Origin of the sequence: Sodalis sp. dw_96 (assembly GCF_018449575.1) — a bacterium.
Classification (GTDB): domain Bacteria; phylum Pseudomonadota; class Gammaproteobacteria; order Enterobacterales; family Enterobacteriaceae; genus Acerihabitans.
In genome coordinates, this window is record NZ_JAAVUT010000009.1 from 130,020 (window position 1) to 149,994 (window position 19,975).

Consider the following 19,975-nt stretch of genomic DNA (forward strand, 5'->3'; position numbering starts at 1 on the left):
CGCGATTTAGCCAGGCCGTCACTGACGATTATTTTTGTTTTATAATTAATCAATTGAATATTGCTAATTAATTTATGATTATAATAAATATTATTTCCATAAAGATATTGCATGGCAGTAGGGATGAGTTAAGGAGTGGCAATGCATACCTCGAAATTCGGTCTCGCCGTTATCATCCTCAGCCTGTTAGGCAGCGGATGTGTTTCCCCTCAGCCCCCTGCCGCTGCCGACACGGCGCAACTGAAACTAACGAATCAGACGGTGTTCGCCGTCAATTGGATGCAGCAGTCCGGCGAGTACAGTGCATTGTCATACCAGGCATTCAACGCCGCCGAAATGGCCTTTATCCAGGCCAGACCAAAACCGGGTCTAAAAAAAGCCGTGGTGGTGGATTTGGACGAAACCATGATTGACAACAGCGCCTACGCCGGCTGGCAAATAAAAAATCATCACCCCTTTACTAACGCCAGCTGGAGTCGCTGGATCGAGGCCCGAAAAGCCAAAGCGCTGCCCGGAGCGGTGGACTTTTCCCATTATGTTAACGAGCACGGCGGGCGGATTTTTTATGTCTCCAATCGCGACCAGAAGGACTACAGCGCCACGGTGGACAACCTCAACGCATTGGGATTTGCCGACGTCACGCCCCAGACACTGCTGTTAAAACCCGCCGGCGGCAATACCAATAAAGTCGATCGTTTCGACGCGGTGGAAAAACAGGGTTATGATATCGCGGTGTTTGTCGGGGATAACCTCAATGATTTAAGCGGCGAGCCTTATCACCAGTTGAATATCCAGCGCCGGGATTTTGTGAATCGTCATCAGGACGAATTCGGCCACAAATATATCATGCTGCCCAACCCCAGCTATGGCGATTGGGAGAATGGTTTATCAAAAGCGTATTCAGCAGCGAGCGACCAGGACAAGCTGAAGATCCGCGATAAGATGATTGATGCGTGGGATGGTAAATAGGAAATTAATTAATAAAATATTTATGGTAATGGCTATATAGGCTTGTGGCAACGAATAATTAGCCGCGCCTGCCAGGCGGATATCCCTTGTCAATTCTTCAGCTTCGGATCCAGGGCATCCCTCAGTCCGTCCCCCAGCAGATTGAACGCCAACACCGTCAGGAATATCGCCAGGCTGGGGAATATGGCGATATGGGGCGCGGTCACCATGTCCGCACGCGCCTCGTTGAGCATGGCGCCCCACTCCGGCATCGGCGGCTGCGCGCCGAGGCCGAGAAACGACAGGCTGGCGGCGGTGATGATGGAGGTGCCGATACGCATGGTAAAATACACCACGATGGACGAGAGGGTGCCGGGCAGGATATGACGAAGGATGATAGTGCGATCCGGGGCGCCGATGCTGCGGGCGGATTCAATAAAGGTTTGGTGCTTTAACACCAGGGTATTGCCGCGCACCAGGCGGGCAAAGGCCGGGATACTGAAAATCGCCACCGCGATAATTACATTGGTCATGCCGCTGCCCATAATGGCCACCACCGCAATGGCCAACAAAATCCCGGGAAAGGCGAACAGTACATCGCAGATGCGCATAATCAGCCGATCCCACCAGCCCTCGTAATAACCGGCCACCAGGCCGAGAGCCGTGCCCACCGCCATACCCAGCAATACCGAAAAGAATCCCGCCGCCAGGGAGATGCGCGCGCCCATCAGGATCCGGCTGAAAATATCCCGCCCCAGGGAATCCACCCCCAGCCAGTGAACCAGCGTCGGGCCTTGATCCAGCCGATCGTAGTCAAAATAGTTTTCCGCATCGAAGGGTGCTATCCAGGGGGCGAGCAGCGCCACGATAATCAGCAGCACAACAAAAATACCCGCCGCCAGCGCCAGGGGTTGTTGTTTGAACCGGCGCCAGAATTCATGCCAGGGTGTGCGCACGGGATGGGAAGACATCACCGGCAGGGTCGCGAGAGCGGCCTCGCGTCGCCAGAATTTCATCCCAGGTCCTTAACGGTACCGGATAGACGGGTTGATCGCGGCATATAACATATCCACCAATAAATTAATCAGAATAAACTCCAGGGAAAACAGCAGCACTTCGGCCTGGATCACCGGATAGTCGCGCATTTCCACCGAATCCACCAATAAACGGCCCAAACCGGGCCAGTTGAAGACGGCTTCCACCACAATGGAGCCCCCCAGCAGAAACCCAAACTGCAAGCCCATCATGGTGATAACCGGGATCATGGCGTTGCGTAAACCGTGCTTCACGATCACCCAGAATTCCCGCACCCCCTTGGCGCGGGCGGTACGCATATAATCCTCCTGCATGACCTCCACAAAGGAGGCGCGGGTGAAGCGCGCCATGATGGAGGCCACCGCCGCTCCCAGGGTGATGGAAGGCAGAATATAATGCTTCAGGCTATCGGCTCCCACCGTGGGCAGCCAGCCGAGGTAAACCGAAAAAACCTGCATCAGCAGGATGCCCAGCGCGAAGGCGGGAAACGAGATGCCCGATACCGCAAGGGTCATGCCGATTCGATCCGGCCAGCGATTGCGCCACACCGCCGAAACGATGCCCAAGGCCATACCGAAAATCACCGCCCACACCATGCTGGTGAGGGTCAGCCAAAAGGTGGGCATAAACCGGGAAGCGATCTCTTCACGTACCGGGCGTTTTGATACCAGCGACTGCCCGAAATCACCGCGTACCGCGTGGGTCATAAAACGGTAAAACTGTTCCGGCAAAGGCTTATCCAGCCCTAAATCCTGCCGGACCAGCGCCACTACCGAGGCGTCGGCATTGGAGCCCGCCACCAGCCTGGCCGGATCCCCGGGCAACAGGTGGACGAACAGGAATACCAGCACCGCCACGATCAGCAGTGTCGGCACCAGCCCCAGTAGACGCTTGATAAAATAGTTCAGCATAGGCTGGGCTATTTCATGTCGGCGTGGGTGAAATCAAACGAGCTGTCCGGCATCACGTAAAAACCGGTGAGGTTTTTGCTGTGCGCATACAGCAATTTCTCGGTGAGCAGGAATACCCAAGGCGCATCGGCCCAGATCTTATCCTGCGCGTCTTTATACAAACGGGTTTTCTCGCCGCGATCGGTGGTTTTCAGCGCATCAATCAGATCTTTATCCACCTGGAGATTACTGTAAAAGGCGGTATTAAAAATGGCCGGCGGCGCGGACTGGGTGGCGAACAGCGGCGTCAGCGCCCAATCCGCCTCGCCGGTGGAGGCCGACCAGCCGGTATACAGCATGCGCACGCCGGTTTCATTCACCCCTTTGGATTCCACCTGGGCGGCGCGCTGGCCGGCATCCATGGCGGTTACCGTGGTTTTGATGCCCACCTGGGCCAGCTGCTGTTGCGTGAACTGCAGGGCTTTCTGGAAGGTGCTGGTATTATGGGACGACCAGAGGGTGGTGGTGAAGCCGTTGGGATAACCCGCCTCTTTAAGCAGCTCGCGGGCCTTGGCCGGATCATAGGGCCAGGGTTTGTATTTCACCGAATAGTCTATGCCTGTGGGCAGCGGCCCTTGCGCCGGCACGGCATAACCGGCATAGGCGACCTTGATCAGGGCATCTTTATTGATGGCATAGTTGATGGCCTGGCGCACCTTGACATTATCAAAGGGCTTTTGCGTCACGTTCAGGCTGATATAACGCTGCAGGATGGAGGGCGCCGAGACCAGATCCAGCTTGCTGTTTTTCGCCAGCACGGCGGCCTGCTCGTAGGGCACCGGGTAAGCGAAGGTGGCTTCGCCGGTTTGCAGCATGGCCGCGCGGGTATTGTTGTCCACCACCGGACGCCAGGTAATGCTGTCCAGCTTAGCCGCCCCCTTCTGCCAGTAGCCATCGAAACGTTTTACCTTCACAAAGTCCGTGGGATTCCAGACCACGAATTCATAAGGGCCGGTACCCACCGGATGGAAGCCGATCTCTTTGCCGTATTTTTGTAATGCCGCCGGGGAGATCATGGCCGCCGCCGGGTGGGACAGGTTATTGATAAACGGGGAGAACGGAGTTTTCAGGGTGATTTTTACCGTATCGGCATCCACCGCTTCGGTCTTGTCAATCATCTTGAACAGGTTATAACGCTTCAGATGATTATCCGCGTTACTGGCGCGGTCCAGGTTGGCCTTCACCGCGGCGGCGTTGAAATCGGTGCCGTCCTGGAATTTCACCCCGGTACGCAGCTTGATGATATAGGTCATGCCGTCGGGACTGACCTGATAACTGGTCGCCAGGACATTCACCTGCTTCATGTCTTTATCGAAGCCGAACAGTCCTTCATAAAATGATTTGGCCACCGCCTGGGACAACGTATCGTTGGCATCATAGGGGTCGAGACTGGTGAAGTTGGATCCTACCGCTATCACCGCGTCTTTGGCGGCCCATGCCGGCGCTGAAGAGAGGGCCGCCAGTACCGCCGCCGCCGCCAGCCAGTGACCTTTGATTTTATGCTGTGTCATAACGTTTCGTTCTCCATGAAAAATCCTTGTCAGTAGGCGCCGCCGACAGGATGACGGGCAACATAATGTCCCGCTCCCACCTTCACCAGCGGCGCAACCAGGGGGTCATCGCCCAGCGCCCGCACGGGGCTGGGAATTTCATCTACCAGTAAAACACTTTCTGGCCGGCGGCGCGAAGGATCGGGCACCGGCACCGCGGACATCAGTTTGCGGGTGTAGGGATGCTGCGGGTGGGCGAAGACCTGCCGCCGCGGGCCAATCTCCACGATTTGTCCCAGATACATCACCGCGACCCGGTGGCTGATGCGTTCAACCACCGCCATATCATGGGAAATAAATAAAAACGCGATGCCGAATTCACGCTGCAAATCCAGCATCAGGTTGATGATTTGCGCCTGTATCGACACATCCAGGGCGGAAACCGATTCGTCGGCAATCACCACCTTGGGATTCAGGGCCAGCGCCCGGGCGATGCAAATGCGCTGGCGCTGGCCGCCGGAGAATTCATGGGGATAACGCTGGGCATGTTCCGGCAGCAGGCCGACCCGCTCCAACAGGGTCGCCACCCGCTGCTGCGCCGCTTTGCCCTGCGCCACGCCGTGCACCAGCAGCGGCTCCATAATGGAGTAGCCGACGGTCAGCCGCGGATCGAGGGAGGCGTAGGGATCCTGAAAGATAAACTGGATATCACGGCGCAAATGCTGCAAGGCGTTACCCTGCAAAGGGATGATGGATTGTCCGTTAAAAAGGATATCGCCGCTTTGGCTCTCCACCAGGCGCAGCAACGCGCGGCCGGTGGTGGATTTACCGCAGCCGGATTCTCCCACCAGCGCCAGGGTTTCTCCGGGATAGAGGGAAAAACTCACCTTCTCCACCGCATGCACCCGGCTACGGACGCGGTTAAACATGCCGCCGCGCAGGTCGAATCCCGCCACCAGATCCTTCACCTCAAGGATGGGAACGGAACCCGGCGGCACGGTATTTTGCGGAACTTCTTCCAGAGATGCCTGTTCAGCCCTATGGGCGAACAGCGTTATTTCTTGGGATTCGCGACCTGTAAGCAACGGTGCCGGCAGAGATTCATCGCGACGAGCCGGCTTCCGTGCCTGGATATCGGGAGACAGCCGCCCCCCCGGCGAGCTTTTCAGCAGCGGAAATTTGGCCGGGAAATCGCGGCCGGCCATGGAACCGAGTTTAGGCACCGCCGCCAATAACGCCCGGGTATAAGGGTGGCCCGGCGCGGCAAACAGCTGGTTTACCGGCGCCGATTCAACATCGTTGCCGCGATACATTACCAATACCCGATCGGCCATTTCCGCCACCACACCCATATCGTGGGTGATGAAAATCACCCCCATCCGCATTTCCCGCTGCAGGCTGCGGATCAATTGCAGGATCTGCGCCTGAATGGTCACATCCAGCGCAGTGGTGGGTTCATCGGCGATAAGCAGCGCCGGTTTGCAGGACAGGGCAATGGCAATCATCACCCGCTGGCGCATACCGCCGGATAACTGGTGCGGATACCTGTCCAGGGCACTGCGCGCGTTGGGGATACGCACCAGATCCAGCATGCGCAGCGCTTCGGCCCGCGCACTGCGACTACCCATGCCCTGATGCAGGCGGATGGATTCAGCGATTTGTTCCCCCACAGGAAACACCGGGTTCAGCGAGGTCATCGGTTCTTGAAAAATCATCGCCATGTCGGCGCCCCGTAGCGTTCGCAGCGTGGACGCCTTGGCCTGCGCCAGATCCAGTACCTCGCGGTTACGGCGGCGAAACAGCATCGTTCCGCTGTCGATACGGCCTCCCCCCAGCTCCACCAGCCGCATGACCGACAGCGCGGTAACCGACTTGCCGGAACCCGATTCCCCGACGATCGCCAGCGTTTCGCCCCGGCCGACCTCAAAGGAAATACCCCGCACCGCGTCGATAGCCTGGTTTTCATGGCTGAAATGCACGCTGAGGTCGCGCACCGACAGCACCTGCTGTTCCCCCAGGACCAAACCGGCGTCCGCTACAGACCCGTTTTGCGGGCTTGCCGCCTGCTCCTGCGCCATCAACGATAAATCCCGATGTCAATGTCGCTGCCCACATAGCCGATAGCCCGATACATGCCTTCGGAGTTAAAGGGCAATGCCACATTGCCGGCGGCATCCACGGCGATAAGACCGCCGGTCCCCCCCAACGGCTGTATTTTCTCAAAAATCACCCGCTGGGCCGCATCCATCAGCGTGTGGCCGCCGTAGGCCATCTGCGCGGCGACATCATAGGCGGCCACCCGGCGCATAAAGATTTCCCCCGTACCGGTGCAGGATACCGCGGCGGTGGCGTCATCGGCATAACAACCGGCGCCGATAATCGGCGAATCCCCCACCCGGCCGGCTTGTTTGTTGGTCATGCCGCCGGTGGAGGTGGCCGCCGCAACGTGGCCTGCTTCATCGCAGGCCACCGCGCCCACGGTGCCGAACTTGCGATCCGCATCAATGGGATCGGAAGCCGAATCATGATCCAGCACCGCCCCGCTGTCATTGTCCAGTGCCCGCCGCCACTGGGCATAACGTTCCGGGGTGGAGAAATAATCCGCGGCCACCTGCTCCAGACCCAGGCCGAAAGCAAAAGATTCCGCGCCGGCGCCAATCAGCATGACGTGGGGACTGTGCTCCATCACACCGCGGGCGGCCAGAATGGGATTGCGGATGCGCGTCACGCCGCTAACGGCGCCGGCGGCAAGGGTGTGGCCATCCATGATGGCGGCATCCAGTTCATGTCCGCCCTGGTGGGTGTATACCGCCCCTTTGCCGGCGTTGAACAAGGGGCACTCTTCCAGCAGGCGTACCGCTTCGGTAACGGCGTCAAGGGCGCTGCCGCCTTGGGCCAGTATCCCCTGTCCGCGCCGGACGATAAGGCCCAGGGCGTCGCGATACTGCTGTTCTCGTTCCCCATTCATGGCTTGGCGCGCAAGGGCGCCGGCACCGCCATGGATGACTATCACTGGTCTGCTCACTGGTTGGACTACCTTGCCTACGTTCTAAATAGGAAAACCGTCGCTACGCCGGTCAATGCCGGCACCCCTTGTTTTGTTTATACCCTTCATCTCGAAATCTATTGGATATATTATTTTAATAAGTGTGGCATATAACGATTAGGTTATCATTTTTGACTATATTAACCCTGCCCGCCAGTGTAAAGGGGAAATGCACATTGTTGATTGCATAAGCGATAACGGCATTTCGTTAGTCATAAGGCGGCAAAGTGAAACCACAGGCTTTTATTCTCGCCGGTCGGGTTTTCTGCCATAATAGCCGACTATTTCCCCTAACGGCCGCCTCACTCTCCGGCCGATGGCACAGGATTCAAGATGGCCGAGTCACATTCTCCCCTGCTGACGTTGGAGCAAGCACTGGAAAAAATGTTTTCCGTGCTGCATCCGCTGACCGACAGCGAAGCGCTGTCATTAACCGACGCCGCCGGGCGGGTAACCGCCGTACCTATTATTTCACCGGTTAACGTTCCGCCGTTTGATAACTCCGCCATGGACGGTTATGCGGTGCGTCTGCCGGATCTCCACAGCGGTTTGCCGCTGCCTCTGGCCGGTAAGGCCTTTGCCGGCGACCCGTTTACCGGGGAATGGCCGGAGGGTACCACGGTTCGCATCATGACCGGCGCACCGACGCCGGCGGCGGCGCAAGCGGTCATCATGCAAGAACAGGCCGAGGTGACCGACCACGGTGTTCGTTTTACCGCCCCGGTGAAGGCGGGTCAGAATATCCGGCGTATCGGCGACGATATTCGCCAGGGAAAAGAAGTGCTGCCGGCCGGCCGGATGCTGGGGGTGGCGGAACTGCCGCTGCTGGCCTCCCTGGGCATCGCCGAGGTCACCGTACTGCGTCGGCTTAAAGTGGCGCTGTTCTCCACCGGCGACGAATTACGACCCATCGGCGCACCGCTTGCCGCCGGACAAATTCATGATACCAATCGGTTTACCGTGCGCCTGATGCTGCGGCAAATGGGCTGCGAGGTTATCGACCTGGGTATCGTGGCCGATAACGCCTCTGCCCTGCGCGACGCATTCCGCCAGGCGGATAACCAGGCGGATCTGCTGATCACCAGCGGCGGCGTGTCGGTGGGGGAAGCGGATTACACTAAAACCGTACTGGAAGAGTTAGGCCATATCAATTTTTGGCGCCTGGCCATCAAACCCGGGAAACCTTTTGCCTTCGGCCGGCTGGACCATGCCTGGTTCTGCGGACTGCCTGGCAACCCGGTTTCGGCGGCGGCCACGTTTTATCAGCTGGTGCAGCCTTTTATTTCCCGGCTCTCCGGCCGGGTCGGCTGGCAGTTCCCGGCCCGCCTGCGTGCCCGGCTGCTGACGCCGTTGAAGAAATCCCCCGGCCGGATGGATTTCCAGCGCGGATATTTTCATAGCAACGCCCAGGGCGAAATCGAGGTGAGCAGCACCGGCGACCAGGGTTCCCATGTGTTCAGCTCTTTCAGCGCCGCCAACTGTTTTATCGTGCTGCCCGCCGAACAGGGGCCGCAGCAAGCCGGCGAGTGGGTGGAAATAGAGCCGTTTAATCATCTGTTGCTGGCATAGTGCTGCATGGCGTGGATATAGGGAGGATCATGTCAAACGAACTGAGTCACGAGGAAATGCTGCGCTATAACCGGCAAATCACCCTGCGCGGCTTTGATTTCGATGGTCAGGAAAAGCTCAAGGCCTCAGGGGCGCTGATTGTCGGCCTGGGGGGTCTGGGCTGTGCCGCGGCGATGTACCTGGCCGCCGCCGGTGTCGGCCGTCTGAGCCTGCTGGATTTTGACCAGGTGGCGTTATCCAATCTCCAACGACAAATTCTGCATACCGACCGGCGCATCGGTATGGCGAAAGTGGAATCCGCCGCCGAGGCCCTGGCGCAAATCAATCCCCACGTTCTGGTGGCGACCTATGACGCCGCGTTGGACGACGACGCCCTCGGCGCGTTAATCGACGGCAGCGATGCGGTGGTGGATTGCAGCGATAACGTCGCCACCCGGGAGCAGTTGAACCGGCTCTGTTTCAACCGGCGAAAACCGCTGATTTCCGGCGCGGCCATCCGTATGGAAGGACAGGTCAGCGTGTTTACCTATCGTCCCGACGAGCCTTGCTATCGCTGCCTGAGCCGCCTGTTCGGCAGTGAAGGCCTGACCTGCGCCGAATCAGGCGTCATGTCGCCGCTGGTTGGCGTTATTGGTTCGCTACAGGCCATGGAGGCCATCAAGGTATTAACCGCCTTTGGCAAACCCTCCGGCGGCAAACTGCTGCTGTATGACGCCATGACCATGCAGTTCCGCGAAATGGCCTTGCACCGCGATCCACACTGTGAGATCTGCGGTGTTAGTTCACTCCCTGGCTGCGCAGGTAATCTTCATAATTGCCGGTGAAATCCGCCAGGCCGTCCGGCGTCAGCTCAAGGATACGGGTGGCCAGCGAACTGACGAACTCACGGTCATGGGAGACGAAAATCAGCGTACCCTGATACAGTTCCAGCGCCATATTCAGCGATTCAATGGATTCCATATCAAGATGGTTGGTGGGTTCGTCCATCAGCAGAATATTCGGTTTTTGCATCATCAGCTTGCCGAACATCATACGGCCTTTTTCCCCGCCGGATAACACTCCCACCGGTTTATTGATATCGTCCTGGCTGAACAGCAGCCGGCCAAGGATGCTGCGCACCGCCTGTTCGTCATCGCTCGGCTGCTTCCACTGGCTCATCCAGTCAAACACCGTAATATTCTCCGCAAATTCGCCGGCGTGGTCTTGGGCATAATAACCAAGCTTGGCGTTTTCAGACCATTTGATTTCGCCCACCGACGGCGGCAGTTCTCCCACCAGGGTTTTCAGCAGGGTGGTTTTACCGATCCCGTTGGCACCCAGCACCGCCACCTTCTCACCCACTTCCAGCATCAGGTTCATATCATTGATAAGCGGCGGTTGGCCTTCATAACCCTGGGTAAGCTGCTGTAGGGTCAGCGCGTTGCGGAACAGTTTTTTATCCTGCTCAAAACGAATGAACGGATTCTGCCGGCTGGAAACCTTCACTTCATCCAGCGTGATTTTTTCGATTTGCCGGGCGCGTGAGGTGGCCTGACGGGATTTGGACGCGTTGGCGCTGAAACGGCTGACGAAAGACTGCAGCTCGGCAATCTGCGCCTTTTTCTTGGCGTTACCGGCCACCAGCTGTTCCCGGGCCTGGGTGGAGGCGGTCATATAATCGTCGTAATTGCCGGGATAAATGCGCAGCTCGCCATAATCCAAATCCGCCATATGGGTACAAACCATATTCAGAAAGTGACGGTCATGGGAGATGATAACCATGGTGCTGTTGCGATCGTTCAACACCTGCTCCAACCAGCGGATGGTATTGATATCCAGGTTATTCGTGGGCTCATCCAGCAACAGGATATCCGGATTGGCGAACAGGGCCTGCGCCAGCAACACCCGCAGTTTCCAGCCCGGCGCCACTTCGCTCATGGGACCGTAATGCTGCTCCAGCGGTATACCCGCACCCAGCAGCAGTTCACCGGCGCGGGCCTCGGCGGTGTATCCGTCCATTTCGCCGTAAAGCACTTCCAGATCGGCTACCCGGTATCCCTGCTGCTCGCTCATGTCCGCCAGGGCGTATATGCCGTCGCGCTCTTCCTTCACCGCCCACAGTTCCGCATGCCCCATGATGACGGTATCCAGCACCGTAAAATTCTCGAAAGCGAACTGATCCTGGCGTAATTTACCAAGCCGTTCATTGGGATCTAGGGCGACATGGCCTGAGCTGGGCACTAAATCGCCGCCGAGGATTTTCATCAGGGTGGATTTACCGCAGCCGTTGGCCCCGATCAAACCATAGCGGTTGCCGCCGCCAAACTTGACGGAAATATTTTCGAATAGCGGCTTGCTGCCGAATTGCATGGTGATGTTATTACTGATTAGCAAAAGAGGTACTCTTCATTGAAATGTGACACTGAACACATTATGCCACAATCCGCGGCTAAATTGCGCCCCCTGTCTGCACTAGCGATACGTGAAATGCACGGCAATCCAAGGTAACCCCCGCATCCCGCGGGAGGTCGCGGGTGAATTTCCATGAGGAGGCGCAAGTACTGCAAGTACTGTAAGAGTGCTGCCGGTGAACGCGGTTTAACCGCCCTGCGACAAGCACACAGACCTTTGCCATCCAGTAGAAATATTAATCATTTTGTCCCCGGGCAGGGTTGAAGACCGGACGGAAACGTAGGCCAAGGGAAAAGCCCCATCCATCTTAATGCCTGGGTTAATACAGACAGATATAAGATGTATTTATTAAAGAATTTATGAAATTTCAAAGATAGGTCAATATTATGGCGACCAGCTTATCTGTGTTACCTCTTATATACGTATGAATCCTATAAAAAACCGATATTCCACACCGTAGACATTAAATCAGGCATCCAGGTATAAACGTTTAGTTTATTAATTTTCTTCAATACATAATGATAACCGTCGGCAAGCAAATAAAACCACCATGATCTGTCATGAAAAATTCATCGTTTAAAGCGTGACAAAATTTGTATAACACGGAGGAACCAGATAGGGTGACACAAGGCGGGAAGATAGATTTTTATTAGAGAAGGCCATTGCGCTATCAAAACTAAAACGGCATGGCTAACGTATCAACCATGCCGATGAATGGTTCTCCGCCGGGTAATTTTTATGTCGCGGAACAACCAATATTAGAAGCGATAGCCTACGCCTGCGATCCAGGTGCCAACATCAACACTGCGGATACGGCTTTGTTCATAAGAAACGTCTAAAGCAACGTTATCCATCGGGTTGAACTGAAGACCCGCGCCGTAAGATACGCCCACGTCGTTGTTGCTATGGGTATCACGTACCTCGGTGGCATTGTTGGTAAACTTGCCCGCACCGATACCTACGACACCGTAGATGCTGGCCCAATCGTTGATACGGAATGCCGGACCGGCGGTAAAGCCGTAGTATTGGCCTTTCTGATAGTTGCCGTCACTGAGCTGGTTCTTTTCAAGGTACGTGAATGAACCGATGGCGCTCCAGGGATTGGTATTATCCCATTCGTAGCGATATTTCAAGTTGAAGCCGCTGGCTTTGTTGATGATGCCTTGTGCATCGCCCTGGGCGTAACCTGCTGTTACGGTACTGTCGCCTGCAGTGGCTGAACCTGCTGTTACGGCCAAAACACAAGCTAAAGCTGAAAGACATGCAATTTTTTTCATACCCACCTCAAATGTGAAATTTACGTCCTAACCACGAAAATATAACAAAAAATAGCACGAAACTCTGCTTAATAATTGTTGTCCAAGTGAACGTATCGTGTAACATAACTTTTCTGTTGCATCTATCCTATTCTTTTTTCTTATGTTTTATCCCCATTGGCCAAAACTCGCCTTTACGTATTCTTACAAGATAATAAGATAATTCCGAACCGGATGAATAAAAAGTAGCCCGCCAAAACACTATTTACCGCATTTTCTGTTCACATCTCATGTCGCCAATTTCATCGGCATTGCCTTTCTAACTTTTTTTACCGCTTCGTTTATTATTTAGTTAGGCAAATAAGCAGGTATGGAACGCAAAATGCATTACGGTTCGTGGCAAACATCAGGGGTAATAACCGGCAACGCACCTGGAGAAATTATCTGTAGATACATTTTGCACAGGGTACATTTTGGTACATTCCCCCCAGGCAATCCCCGTTAATTAATTCGGGCCGAGCCGACTGGCGCGCGTGATTTTTTTAGCTTTCATAAGCGCTTTATCCTTTCGATTGTCAAATTTTGTTGTAGTATATTAAGTGTAGAAAGCATTAATTTTAAATGAAAACCATTTGTATTTAGGGGTCTTTGTAGCGGGTGGTTAAAGGGGACCCGCAAGGGCCAGGTTAACGCCATTGATCTTGGCCGGTAATCTCATGCAGGCCGATAGGGGCGGGATGAAAGGTAGTGGCGATATGAGTGATAGGGAGCAAATCCGGCAAATGCTGCTATACTTTTAAGCCTGAACGAATTAATAACGATCAATATTAGAGGATGATTGATGATGAGTACCGCTAAACTGGTTAAAACGAAATCTTCCGAGTTAATTTATACCCGTAACAATGTTGAAGAAGATGTGAAAGTTTCCACTATCGCCCTGCTTAATCGCCTGGTGGTGGAATATGTCGATTTGGCATTGATTACCAAGCAAGCTCATTGGAACATGCGCGGTTCAAACTTTATCGCCGTACATGAAATGTTGGATGGTTTCCGTACCGCTATCCTAGATCATCAGGACACCATTGCTGAACGTGTCGTCCAATTGGGTGGCGTGGCTTTGGGCACGGTTCAGGTAACCAACGACAAAACACCGTTGACCAGCTATCCCACCAATATCCACAGCGTTCAGGATCACCTGAAAGCGCTGGCGGAACGTTACGCTATCGTTGCCAACGATACCCGCAAGGCGATTACTGAAGCCGAAGATGACGATGATACCGCGGATATTTTTACCGCCGCTTCACGTGATCTGGATAAATTCCTGTGGTTTATCGAATCTAATATTGAATAAACCCCCTGCGGCACATGCCTGCGGGTTTTATAGATAAAATTGCGGTTTTTGTAGATAAATAGTGTAGTTTTTTAGATAAGATAATTAGATAAGATAAATAGTGCAGACAAGAGAAAAGGCTGGCAACGCAGGTTGTCGGCCTTTTCAATATCCCTATATCTGTTCCAAGGGGGCACATTTATGGCAAGCGGATGGGCGCCGGACGGCGCAGTGCAGGACCAAATCGATTCCACCATCGAGGATGCGGTAAAAAGGGCGCGACATTCGCTGTCTCGCGGGGAGAGCGCCGACTATTGTCAGGAATGCGGTGAACCAATCCCGGAAGCCAGGCGCCTCGCGGTTCCGGGGGTACAGCTCTGCCTGGCGTGTCAGGCAAAGCTGGATAAAAAAATGTCCTCCCATGCCGGCTATAATCGACGGGGCAGTAAAGACAGTCAGTTACGGTAATACCGTTATCAACAACCTCCTACATGCTGATTTTTTTTACATTTTCACCAATGTATTAGCTGTTCACAAGCCGGGCAACGCTATAATTAACACTTAGTTTTTTTGCGGGACGCCGATGGGTGTTATTTGATGTTGCTTGCCCAGGAGGGAAAATCATGCCGGTTGATACCCGCGTGTCGGCATTATCGTGCCTGATGAACAAGTGGTGTAAAGCGGGTGCTTTGCTGCTGTTAAGCTGTTTATTGATTATGCCGCCGCTCTATGCGGCCTCTTTGCCCTATCTTACAAAACTCACCGCGAGCGCCGCCCCGACGATGCCCGCACCGGCCGCAGCCGCAGCCAACGGCAATCCCTCCAGCCCGGCGGATGAAAAAGCGGCTTACGCCGCCTTGGCGGATATCCTTAATAACGACGCCTCGCGGGCGGAACTGATCAAGCAGCTGCGCGCCGCGTCCCAAGGCCAAACCAGCCAGACCACACCCTTACTGACCCCCGCCGCCGAAGAAAAAGATACGCCGACATTATTGGACAGCGTAACCGACTTCACGCGGGTTTACAGCCACGCCATGGCGGCGAAATTGAACACCTTGAGTAAAAATATCACTTCCGCGCCGCAGCATCAGTTTAACCGGGCGGTATTTATCCTGGCCTTAAGCCGGTTTGGCCTGTTGGCTGTCGCCACGTTCGCCTTTTATTTTCTCTGCCGCTGGCTGGTCACCCCGCTGTTGCACCGGATGGGCCGCTGGGGACGTACCGCCAACGGTAAATATAAAAACGGCGTCAAACGCGTACTGGTGGTGTTCGGCGCATTCGCCATTGAAATGATCATCCTGGTGGCGGCGGTCATGCTCGGACAATTTCTTGCCGAATATCTGAACGCGGACAGCCGGACCATCGCCCGCCAGCTGAGTCTGTTCTTAAACGCTTTTGCGGTGATGGAGCTGTTCAAGGCACTGCTGCGCATGATTTTCTGTCCGCGCTACCCCGAGCTGCGGCGATTGCCGATGTCAGATGGAGGCGCACGATACTGGAACATTCGTCTGAGCCTGGTGAGCGGCATTATCGGCTATGGCACCATGGTGATCGTGCCGATTATCGCTAATCAAATCAATGCCCAAACGGCGGCATTGGCCAATTTTGTGATTATGCTGACCATCACCGCCTATGTACTGTGGCTGGTCGTTCGCAATAAACGCAACATTCAAAAAGAGCTGGAGCAGTTGGCCAATCGATCGTTGGCTTTCTTCAGCGTGTTCATCCGCGCATTCAGCCTGATTTGGCATTGGCTGGCGGTGGTGTATTTTATCATGCTGTTTTTATTGACTCAGTTCGACCCTGGCAATAGTCTGAAATTCATGGTGACCGCCACGGTGAAAAGCCTGATGATTATCAGCGTCGGCGCCTTGATTTCCGGTTTATTGACCCGCTGGATTTCACGGCATATCACCCTTTCGCCAGACACCCGGCGTAACTATCCGCAGTTGCAGCAGCGCATTAACGTCTATGTCTCCAGCGCCCTGAAAGTTTGCCGGGTGCTGGTGGTATTTTCAGTGATGCTGCTGTTGCTCGACGCCTGGCATTTATTCAACCTGGGCGACTGGCTCAAAGGCAATTTCGGCGCCAGATTAGTGGATGCGCTGTTGAGAATTTTTATCATCCTGATTTTTTCAGCCTTGGGCTGGACTCTATTGGCCAGTATTATCGAAAACCGGCTGACTACCGATGCCCACGGTCGGCCCCAGCCCAGCGCCCGGACCCGCACGTTATTGACGCTATTTCGTAATGCCCTGTCGGTTATCATCAGCACCATTACCATCATGATCATCCTTTCGGAGATCGGCGTGAATATCGCTCCGCTGCTGGCCGGCGCCGGCGCCCTGGGACTGGCCATCAGCTTCGGCGCCCAGACGCTGGTGAAAGACGTCATCACCGGGGTATTTATCCAGTTCGAAAACGGCATGAATACCGGCGATCTGGTGACTATCGGCGATATTACCGGCGTGGTGGAAAGAATGACCATACGTTCGGTAGGCGTACGCCAGGATACCGGCGCCTATTTTATCGTTCCATTTTCTTCCATTACCACCTTCGCCAATTTTGTGCGCGGCATCGGTTCGTTCGTGGCCAATTATGATGTGGACCGCGACGAAGATATCGATCGGGTCAATCAGGCGCTGCGGGACGCGGTGACCGAATTGATGAGCAAAGACGATATCCGTACCATGGTAATCGGCGAACCCAATTTCGGCGGCGTGGTGGGTTTAACCAACCAATCCTTTACCGTCCGGGTATCTTTTACCACCCAGGCGTTGAAACAGTGGACAGTGAGATTTACCCTGGACGGCCTGGTGAAAAATCAGTTTGAAGCGGCGGGCATCCGCCCGCCCTATCAGGCGGTGCGAATAGTGGGTTCCGCTTCCGCCGCGGCACGGGACAACGCCGATACGGCCGCCAATGATGGCCTGCCGCCGCCCGCCCCCAACACTTAACAAGCAGCACGTTTGGAGTAAAAATGAATCAACCGGTTTATCATTATTACGAACCCCGCCATGGCCATGGTTTGGCGCATGATCCGCTCAATTCCATCATCGCTCCCCGGCCTATCGGCTGGATTGCCTCCGTTAATCTGCAGGGACAGCGCAACCTGGCGCCGTACAGTTTTTTCAACTGTTTTAATTACCATCCGCCGATTATCGGCTTTTGCAGCGTGGGCTGGAAAGACAGCGTGGCCAATATTAACGCCACCGGCGAGTTTGTCTGGAATCTGGCAACTCGCCCGCTGGCGGAAGCCATGAACAACAGCTCGGCATCGCTGCCCGCCGGTGAGGATGAGTTCGGCTTTTCCGGCTTGACGCCGATCCAGGGCACCCGGGTCGCCGCCCATCGGGTAGCGGAAAGCCCGGTGAATTTTGAATGCCGGTTATCGCAAATGATCCGTCTGCTGGACGCCGACGGATTGCAGTTGGAAAGCTGGCTGGTGTTGGGAGAAGTGGTGGCGGTACATATTGATAAGTCTTTGATTGATGAGCACGGCGTCTTTCAAACCACCGCCGCCCAGCCGATTTTACGCGGCGGCGGACCGAGCGCCTATTACGGCATCTCTGACCAGCAGCGCTTTGATCTTATCCGACCGGGCGACAGGAAATAAGCGCGGCCAAGGGCATAAAGCCCTTTATGGCGGTAGTCATAGTCCTTCAAATTTTCTGACACGTTTCGTCAATAATTGCCACGGTAAAAAATACTTAACTAGCGTAGTATAAGCATTCGTTATGGTATTATTTACGTCGTGATTATTATGAAACTAAGATTATTCGCAACTTTACTGCTGATTTCCAGCGCCGCCGCCTATGCCGCGCCGGCTTACCGACTGCCGGATATGCCGAGAGATCAGCGTACCGACAGCGCCTGTATCAGCAAAACCACCGCCGACACCGCCGGCAATTGCCCGCGCCAAGTGTTGGTGCCCGGCAAAAGCCAGGCCATGGAAGGTTACAGTCCGATCTATCATAAAGACTGAACGACCCTCCCCCCGTCCCGCTAATGCGCCCGTTTTCTCGCCGGGCGCACCGGCGGCCGGAATCACAGTATCCCGTCTCCGCCCGCTTTTATTCAGACGCCTTTTATGCGCCATATTCCCGGTGGATCGCTAGGGCAAACTGTTCACACATAGCGTCGTCTCCCTGGGCATTGGATGCCAGCACCCGCTCACCATCGATGATGGTTATCCGCGCATCCAGCGCGAAATCAGCCATTGGCTGTGCCCGCTTAGCGCCCGCTTCAATGCTGATTTGCGCCTGCTGCCAGGCATCTTCCACCGTTTGATTGCATACCCGCGCCAGATATTCCGGATTAAAACCCTCGCCGGTCAGGCTGCGGAGGGTTTCATCATGCGTCCAGCTGTTGCCCGGCCGCCAGTAATGGCGGGCCAGATCCGGACCGATAGCGGGATTGTCGGTGAGGTAGCCATCCCGCGTCAGAAAATAATGCCGGGTCTGTTCCACCGCCATCAGCGCCAGCAGGTATCCCTGGTAGGAACAGGCCGATTCCTGGGATAACAAATGAGGAATGGCCAGCAAAGGACGCGGACTGCCGCTAATGCCGAGAATACGCTGTTCGCTTTCACGCGCCAGCCGGGTAATGGCTTCCGGCGTCAGCTGCTCGTCGTCCCATTGATACAGGGCCCATTCAAAATAGGGCACCAGCAGGATATGACGTTCATTAAAGGCCCGCATCGGCTGCCGGGCGGCGATTAACGCCCGGATCAATTCATCCGGCGGCGGTGCGCCGTTTCCGTTCAGGGCATAACGTTTCAACCAGTCGGCGTCATCCAGCAGGCTGTCGCAAAACATGGACTGCGTTTCGGCATAGGCCATGGAAGTCGGGGGAAATTCCTGGGAAAAACAGGGGGCATTCTGCCGGATATTGGCGAAATGCGCTGCATGGCCCCCTTCATGAAATAGCGTGTTGATGCCGCTGATGCCGCTGCCCACCTGATCGGGCTTGGCCAGGCTGGTGAAATTGATGCGGGCCGGGATCCATTTTTCATGCTGCCGGAACGGCGGCACCGGACCGTGCATAAACCCGTTTTCGTATTTGTCTTTGCGCACCAGCAGATCAAGCTGCATCTGGGCGCCGTTAAATCCGATGTGCAGCCGCTTGAAACTATCGACCCAGCGCCGCAGCGACTCGGCAAACGACAGGTAAGGGTCCAGTTGACGGGTGACATCGCCGGCGGTGGCAAAACGGATATTCCAGGGCTGTAACGCATCCTGTCCTTTATCCGCCGCCAATTGACGCAGACTGCGCAGGTTGGCTTCCCGGGTCTGCTGTTCAAACGCGTCCAGAATGGCGAACAGTTGCTCCGGCGTCATTTGCTCGGTTTTATTCACTTTATAATCGAAGTAATTCCGATAGCCCATTTGCCGGGCAAAGCGGTTGCGCAGCCGCACCAGTTTGGGAAAACCGTTTTGCAACAGCCACTGTTCCAATTCGCGCAATGCCTGCTGTGAGCTTTGGCGATAGCTTTCATCGGCGTTGTTGGCCTGGTTGGTCATCAATTCACCCAGTGTGGCGGGCACGCGCTCGCCACGGTCATTCAGGTGGGTCAATTGGAAGGTTTTGCGCCGGGCATACAAATCGTTTTCCGCCGCGACAATGTCATCCATCAGGGATTGGGCCTGGGCATCCTCAATGACATTGCAGTCAAAAAAACGCGCCCAGCCTTGCAGGCCGTGCAGCAGTTCATCCCTCTCGCGGTTTTGCGGTTCACGCTCCAGCAAGGCGATCTGTGCTCTTATCTGGGCCGGACGGCTGGGCTCGGCGATAAAACGTTTATAGGCTTGTTCCGCCCGTTCGAACCGTTCGGACACCCCTTCCCCGCCGATGGCCATATAATTTTGCCAGAACAGATCTTCTTTGGTCTGATGGACCGACAGATAGTCGCGATTCAGGGCGTCAAAATAATCAATTACCTGCTGCATACACTTTTCTCT

The 19,975-nt window shown here is 55.2% G+C and carries 16 protein-coding genes; 8 read left to right on the forward strand and 8 right to left on the reverse strand.

The features are described from left to right. The first annotated feature begins 141 nt into the window (after positions 1-141). Complete coding sequence (locus tag HB631_RS15085) at positions 142-969, forward strand: 5'-nucleotidase, lipoprotein e(P4) family (RefSeq protein ID WP_213991989.1); 828 nt, start codon at positions 142-144, stop codon at positions 967-969. A gap of 89 nt (positions 970-1,058) precedes the next feature. On the opposite strand, the gene gsiD is transcribed toward HB631_RS15085, so the two are convergent. The 5 genes from gsiD to HB631_RS15110 are packed head-to-tail and all read right to left on the reverse strand — an operon-like array spanning position 1,059 to position 7,448. Beyond that, positions 1,059-1,964: a glutathione ABC transporter permease GsiD gene (gene gsiD / locus HB631_RS15090; RefSeq protein WP_213991990.1), complete on the reverse strand. Its 906-nt coding sequence runs from the start codon at positions 1,962-1,964 to the stop codon at positions 1,059-1,061. 9 nt (positions 1,965-1,973) lie between these two features. After that, a complete protein-coding gene (gene gsiC / locus HB631_RS15095) occupies positions 1,974-2,894 on the reverse strand; it encodes a glutathione ABC transporter permease GsiC (protein ID WP_213991991.1) in 921 nt (306 codons plus the stop codon). An 8-nt stretch (positions 2,895-2,902) separates the two neighbouring features. Beyond that, on the reverse strand, positions 2,903-4,444 hold the full coding sequence (gsiB, locus tag HB631_RS15100) for a glutathione ABC transporter substrate-binding protein GsiB (protein ID WP_213991992.1): 1,542 nt from the start codon (positions 4,442-4,444) through the stop codon (positions 2,903-2,905). Positions 4,445-4,473: 29 nt separating this feature from the next. Then, positions 4,474-6,501 carry a dipeptide ABC transporter ATP-binding protein gene (locus HB631_RS15105; RefSeq protein WP_213991993.1) on the reverse strand — a complete coding sequence of 676 codons (2,028 nt, stop codon included), beginning with the start codon at positions 6,499-6,501 and terminating at the stop codon, positions 4,474-4,476. Further along, entirely contained in the window at positions 6,501-7,448 is a 948-nt protein-coding gene (locus HB631_RS15110) for an isoaspartyl peptidase/L-asparaginase (protein ID WP_213991994.1), read from the reverse strand. Before HB631_RS15110 ends, HB631_RS15105 begins: the two co-directional genes overlap by 1 nt. Positions 7,449-7,802: 354 nt before the next feature. On the opposite strand from HB631_RS15110, the gene moeA reads away from it, so the two are divergent. Together moeA and moeB are read left to right on the forward strand one after the other, a co-directional pair. Next, a complete protein-coding gene (gene moeA, locus HB631_RS15115) occupies positions 7,803-9,038 on the forward strand; it encodes a molybdopterin molybdotransferase MoeA (RefSeq protein WP_213991995.1) in 1,236 nt (411 codons plus the stop codon). Between the two features lie 29 nt (positions 9,039-9,067). After that, positions 9,068-9,862 carry a molybdopterin-synthase adenylyltransferase MoeB gene (gene moeB, locus HB631_RS15120; protein ID WP_213991996.1) on the forward strand — a complete coding sequence of 265 codons (795 nt, stop codon included), beginning with the start codon at positions 9,068-9,070 and terminating at the stop codon, positions 9,860-9,862. On the opposite strand, the gene HB631_RS15125 is transcribed toward moeB, so the two are convergent. Then, positions 9,816-11,411 (reverse strand): ABC-F family ATPase, encoded by a 1,596-nt coding sequence (locus HB631_RS15125; protein ID WP_213991997.1) that lies wholly within the window; start codon positions 11,409-11,411, stop codon positions 9,816-9,818. The genes moeB and HB631_RS15125 overlap by 47 nt on opposite strands. A gap of 776 nt (positions 11,412-12,187) precedes the next feature. After that, on the reverse strand, positions 12,188-12,706 hold the full coding sequence (gene ompX / locus HB631_RS15130) for an outer membrane protein OmpX (protein WP_213991998.1): 519 nt from the start codon (positions 12,704-12,706) through the stop codon (positions 12,188-12,190). Between the two features lie 823 nt (positions 12,707-13,529). On the opposite strand from ompX, the gene dps reads away from it, so the two are divergent. The 5 genes from dps (at position 13,530) to HB631_RS15155 (ending at position 18,000) form a co-directional block, all read left to right on the forward strand. Beyond that, on the forward strand, positions 13,530-14,036 hold the full coding sequence (dps, locus tag HB631_RS15135) for a DNA starvation/stationary phase protection protein Dps (RefSeq protein WP_213992092.1): 507 nt from the start codon (positions 13,530-13,532) through the stop codon (positions 14,034-14,036). A 180-nt stretch (positions 14,037-14,216) separates the two neighbouring features. Then, positions 14,217-14,483 (forward strand): DksA/TraR family C4-type zinc finger protein, encoded by a 267-nt coding sequence (locus HB631_RS15140; RefSeq protein WP_213991999.1) that lies wholly within the window; start codon positions 14,217-14,219, stop codon positions 14,481-14,483. 155 nt (positions 14,484-14,638) lie between these two features. Continuing rightward, positions 14,639-16,972 carry a mechanosensitive channel protein gene (gene ybiO / locus HB631_RS15145; protein WP_255557022.1) on the forward strand — a complete coding sequence of 778 codons (2,334 nt, stop codon included), beginning with the start codon at positions 14,639-14,641 and terminating at the stop codon, positions 16,970-16,972. Between the two features lie 23 nt (positions 16,973-16,995). Beyond that, positions 16,996-17,631, forward strand: coding sequence for a flavin reductase family protein (locus HB631_RS15150; protein WP_213992000.1), 636 nt, complete (start codon positions 16,996-16,998; stop codon positions 17,629-17,631). Positions 17,632-17,778: 147 nt separating this feature from the next. Next, complete coding sequence (locus HB631_RS15155) at positions 17,779-18,000, forward strand: hypothetical protein (RefSeq protein WP_213992001.1); 222 nt, start codon at positions 17,779-17,781, stop codon at positions 17,998-18,000. 103 nt (positions 18,001-18,103) lie between these two features. On the opposite strand, the gene HB631_RS15160 is transcribed toward HB631_RS15155, so the two are convergent. Next, positions 18,104-19,963, reverse strand: a complete 1,860-nt coding sequence (locus HB631_RS15160; protein WP_213992002.1) for a M3 family metallopeptidase — start codon at positions 19,961-19,963, stop codon at positions 18,104-18,106. Positions 19,964-19,975 lie beyond the last annotated feature (12 nt).

What these genes read in the sequence shown, in the direction of transcription:
- HB631_RS15085 (WP_213991989.1), top strand. Translation starts at nt 142, where the DNA reads ATGCATACCTCGAAATTCGGTCTCGCCGTTATCATCCTCAGCCTGTTA.
- gsiD (WP_213991990.1), bottom strand. Translation starts at nt 1,964, where the DNA reads ATGAAATTCTGGCGACGCGAGGCCGCTCTCGCGACCCTGCCGGTGATG.
- gsiC (WP_213991991.1), bottom strand. Translation starts at nt 2,894, where the DNA reads ATGCTGAACTATTTTATCAAGCGTCTACTGGGGCTGGTGCCGACACTG.
- gsiB (WP_213991992.1), bottom strand. Translation starts at nt 4,444, where the DNA reads ATGACACAGCATAAAATCAAAGGTCACTGGCTGGCGGCGGCGGCGGTA.
- HB631_RS15105 (WP_213991993.1), bottom strand. Translation starts at nt 6,501, where the DNA reads ATGGCGCAGGAGCAGGCGGCAAGCCCGCAAAACGGGTCTGTAGCGGAC.
- moeA (WP_213991995.1), top strand. Translation starts at nt 7,803, where the DNA reads ATGGCCGAGTCACATTCTCCCCTGCTGACGTTGGAGCAAGCACTGGAA.
- moeB (WP_213991996.1), top strand. Translation starts at nt 9,068, where the DNA reads ATGTCAAACGAACTGAGTCACGAGGAAATGCTGCGCTATAACCGGCAA.
- ompX (WP_213991998.1), bottom strand. Translation starts at nt 12,706, where the DNA reads ATGAAAAAAATTGCATGTCTTTCAGCTTTAGCTTGTGTTTTGGCCGTA.
- dps (WP_213992092.1), top strand. Translation starts at nt 13,530, where the DNA reads ATGAGTACCGCTAAACTGGTTAAAACGAAATCTTCCGAGTTAATTTAT.
- HB631_RS15140 (WP_213991999.1), top strand. Translation starts at nt 14,217, where the DNA reads ATGGCAAGCGGATGGGCGCCGGACGGCGCAGTGCAGGACCAAATCGAT.
- ybiO (WP_255557022.1), top strand. Translation starts at nt 14,639, where the DNA reads ATGCCGGTTGATACCCGCGTGTCGGCATTATCGTGCCTGATGAACAAG.
- HB631_RS15150 (WP_213992000.1), top strand. Translation starts at nt 16,996, where the DNA reads ATGAATCAACCGGTTTATCATTATTACGAACCCCGCCATGGCCATGGT.
- HB631_RS15155 (WP_213992001.1), top strand. Translation starts at nt 17,779, where the DNA reads ATGAAACTAAGATTATTCGCAACTTTACTGCTGATTTCCAGCGCCGCC.
- HB631_RS15160 (WP_213992002.1), bottom strand. Translation starts at nt 19,963, where the DNA reads ATGCAGCAGGTAATTGATTATTTTGACGCCCTGAATCGCGACTATCTG.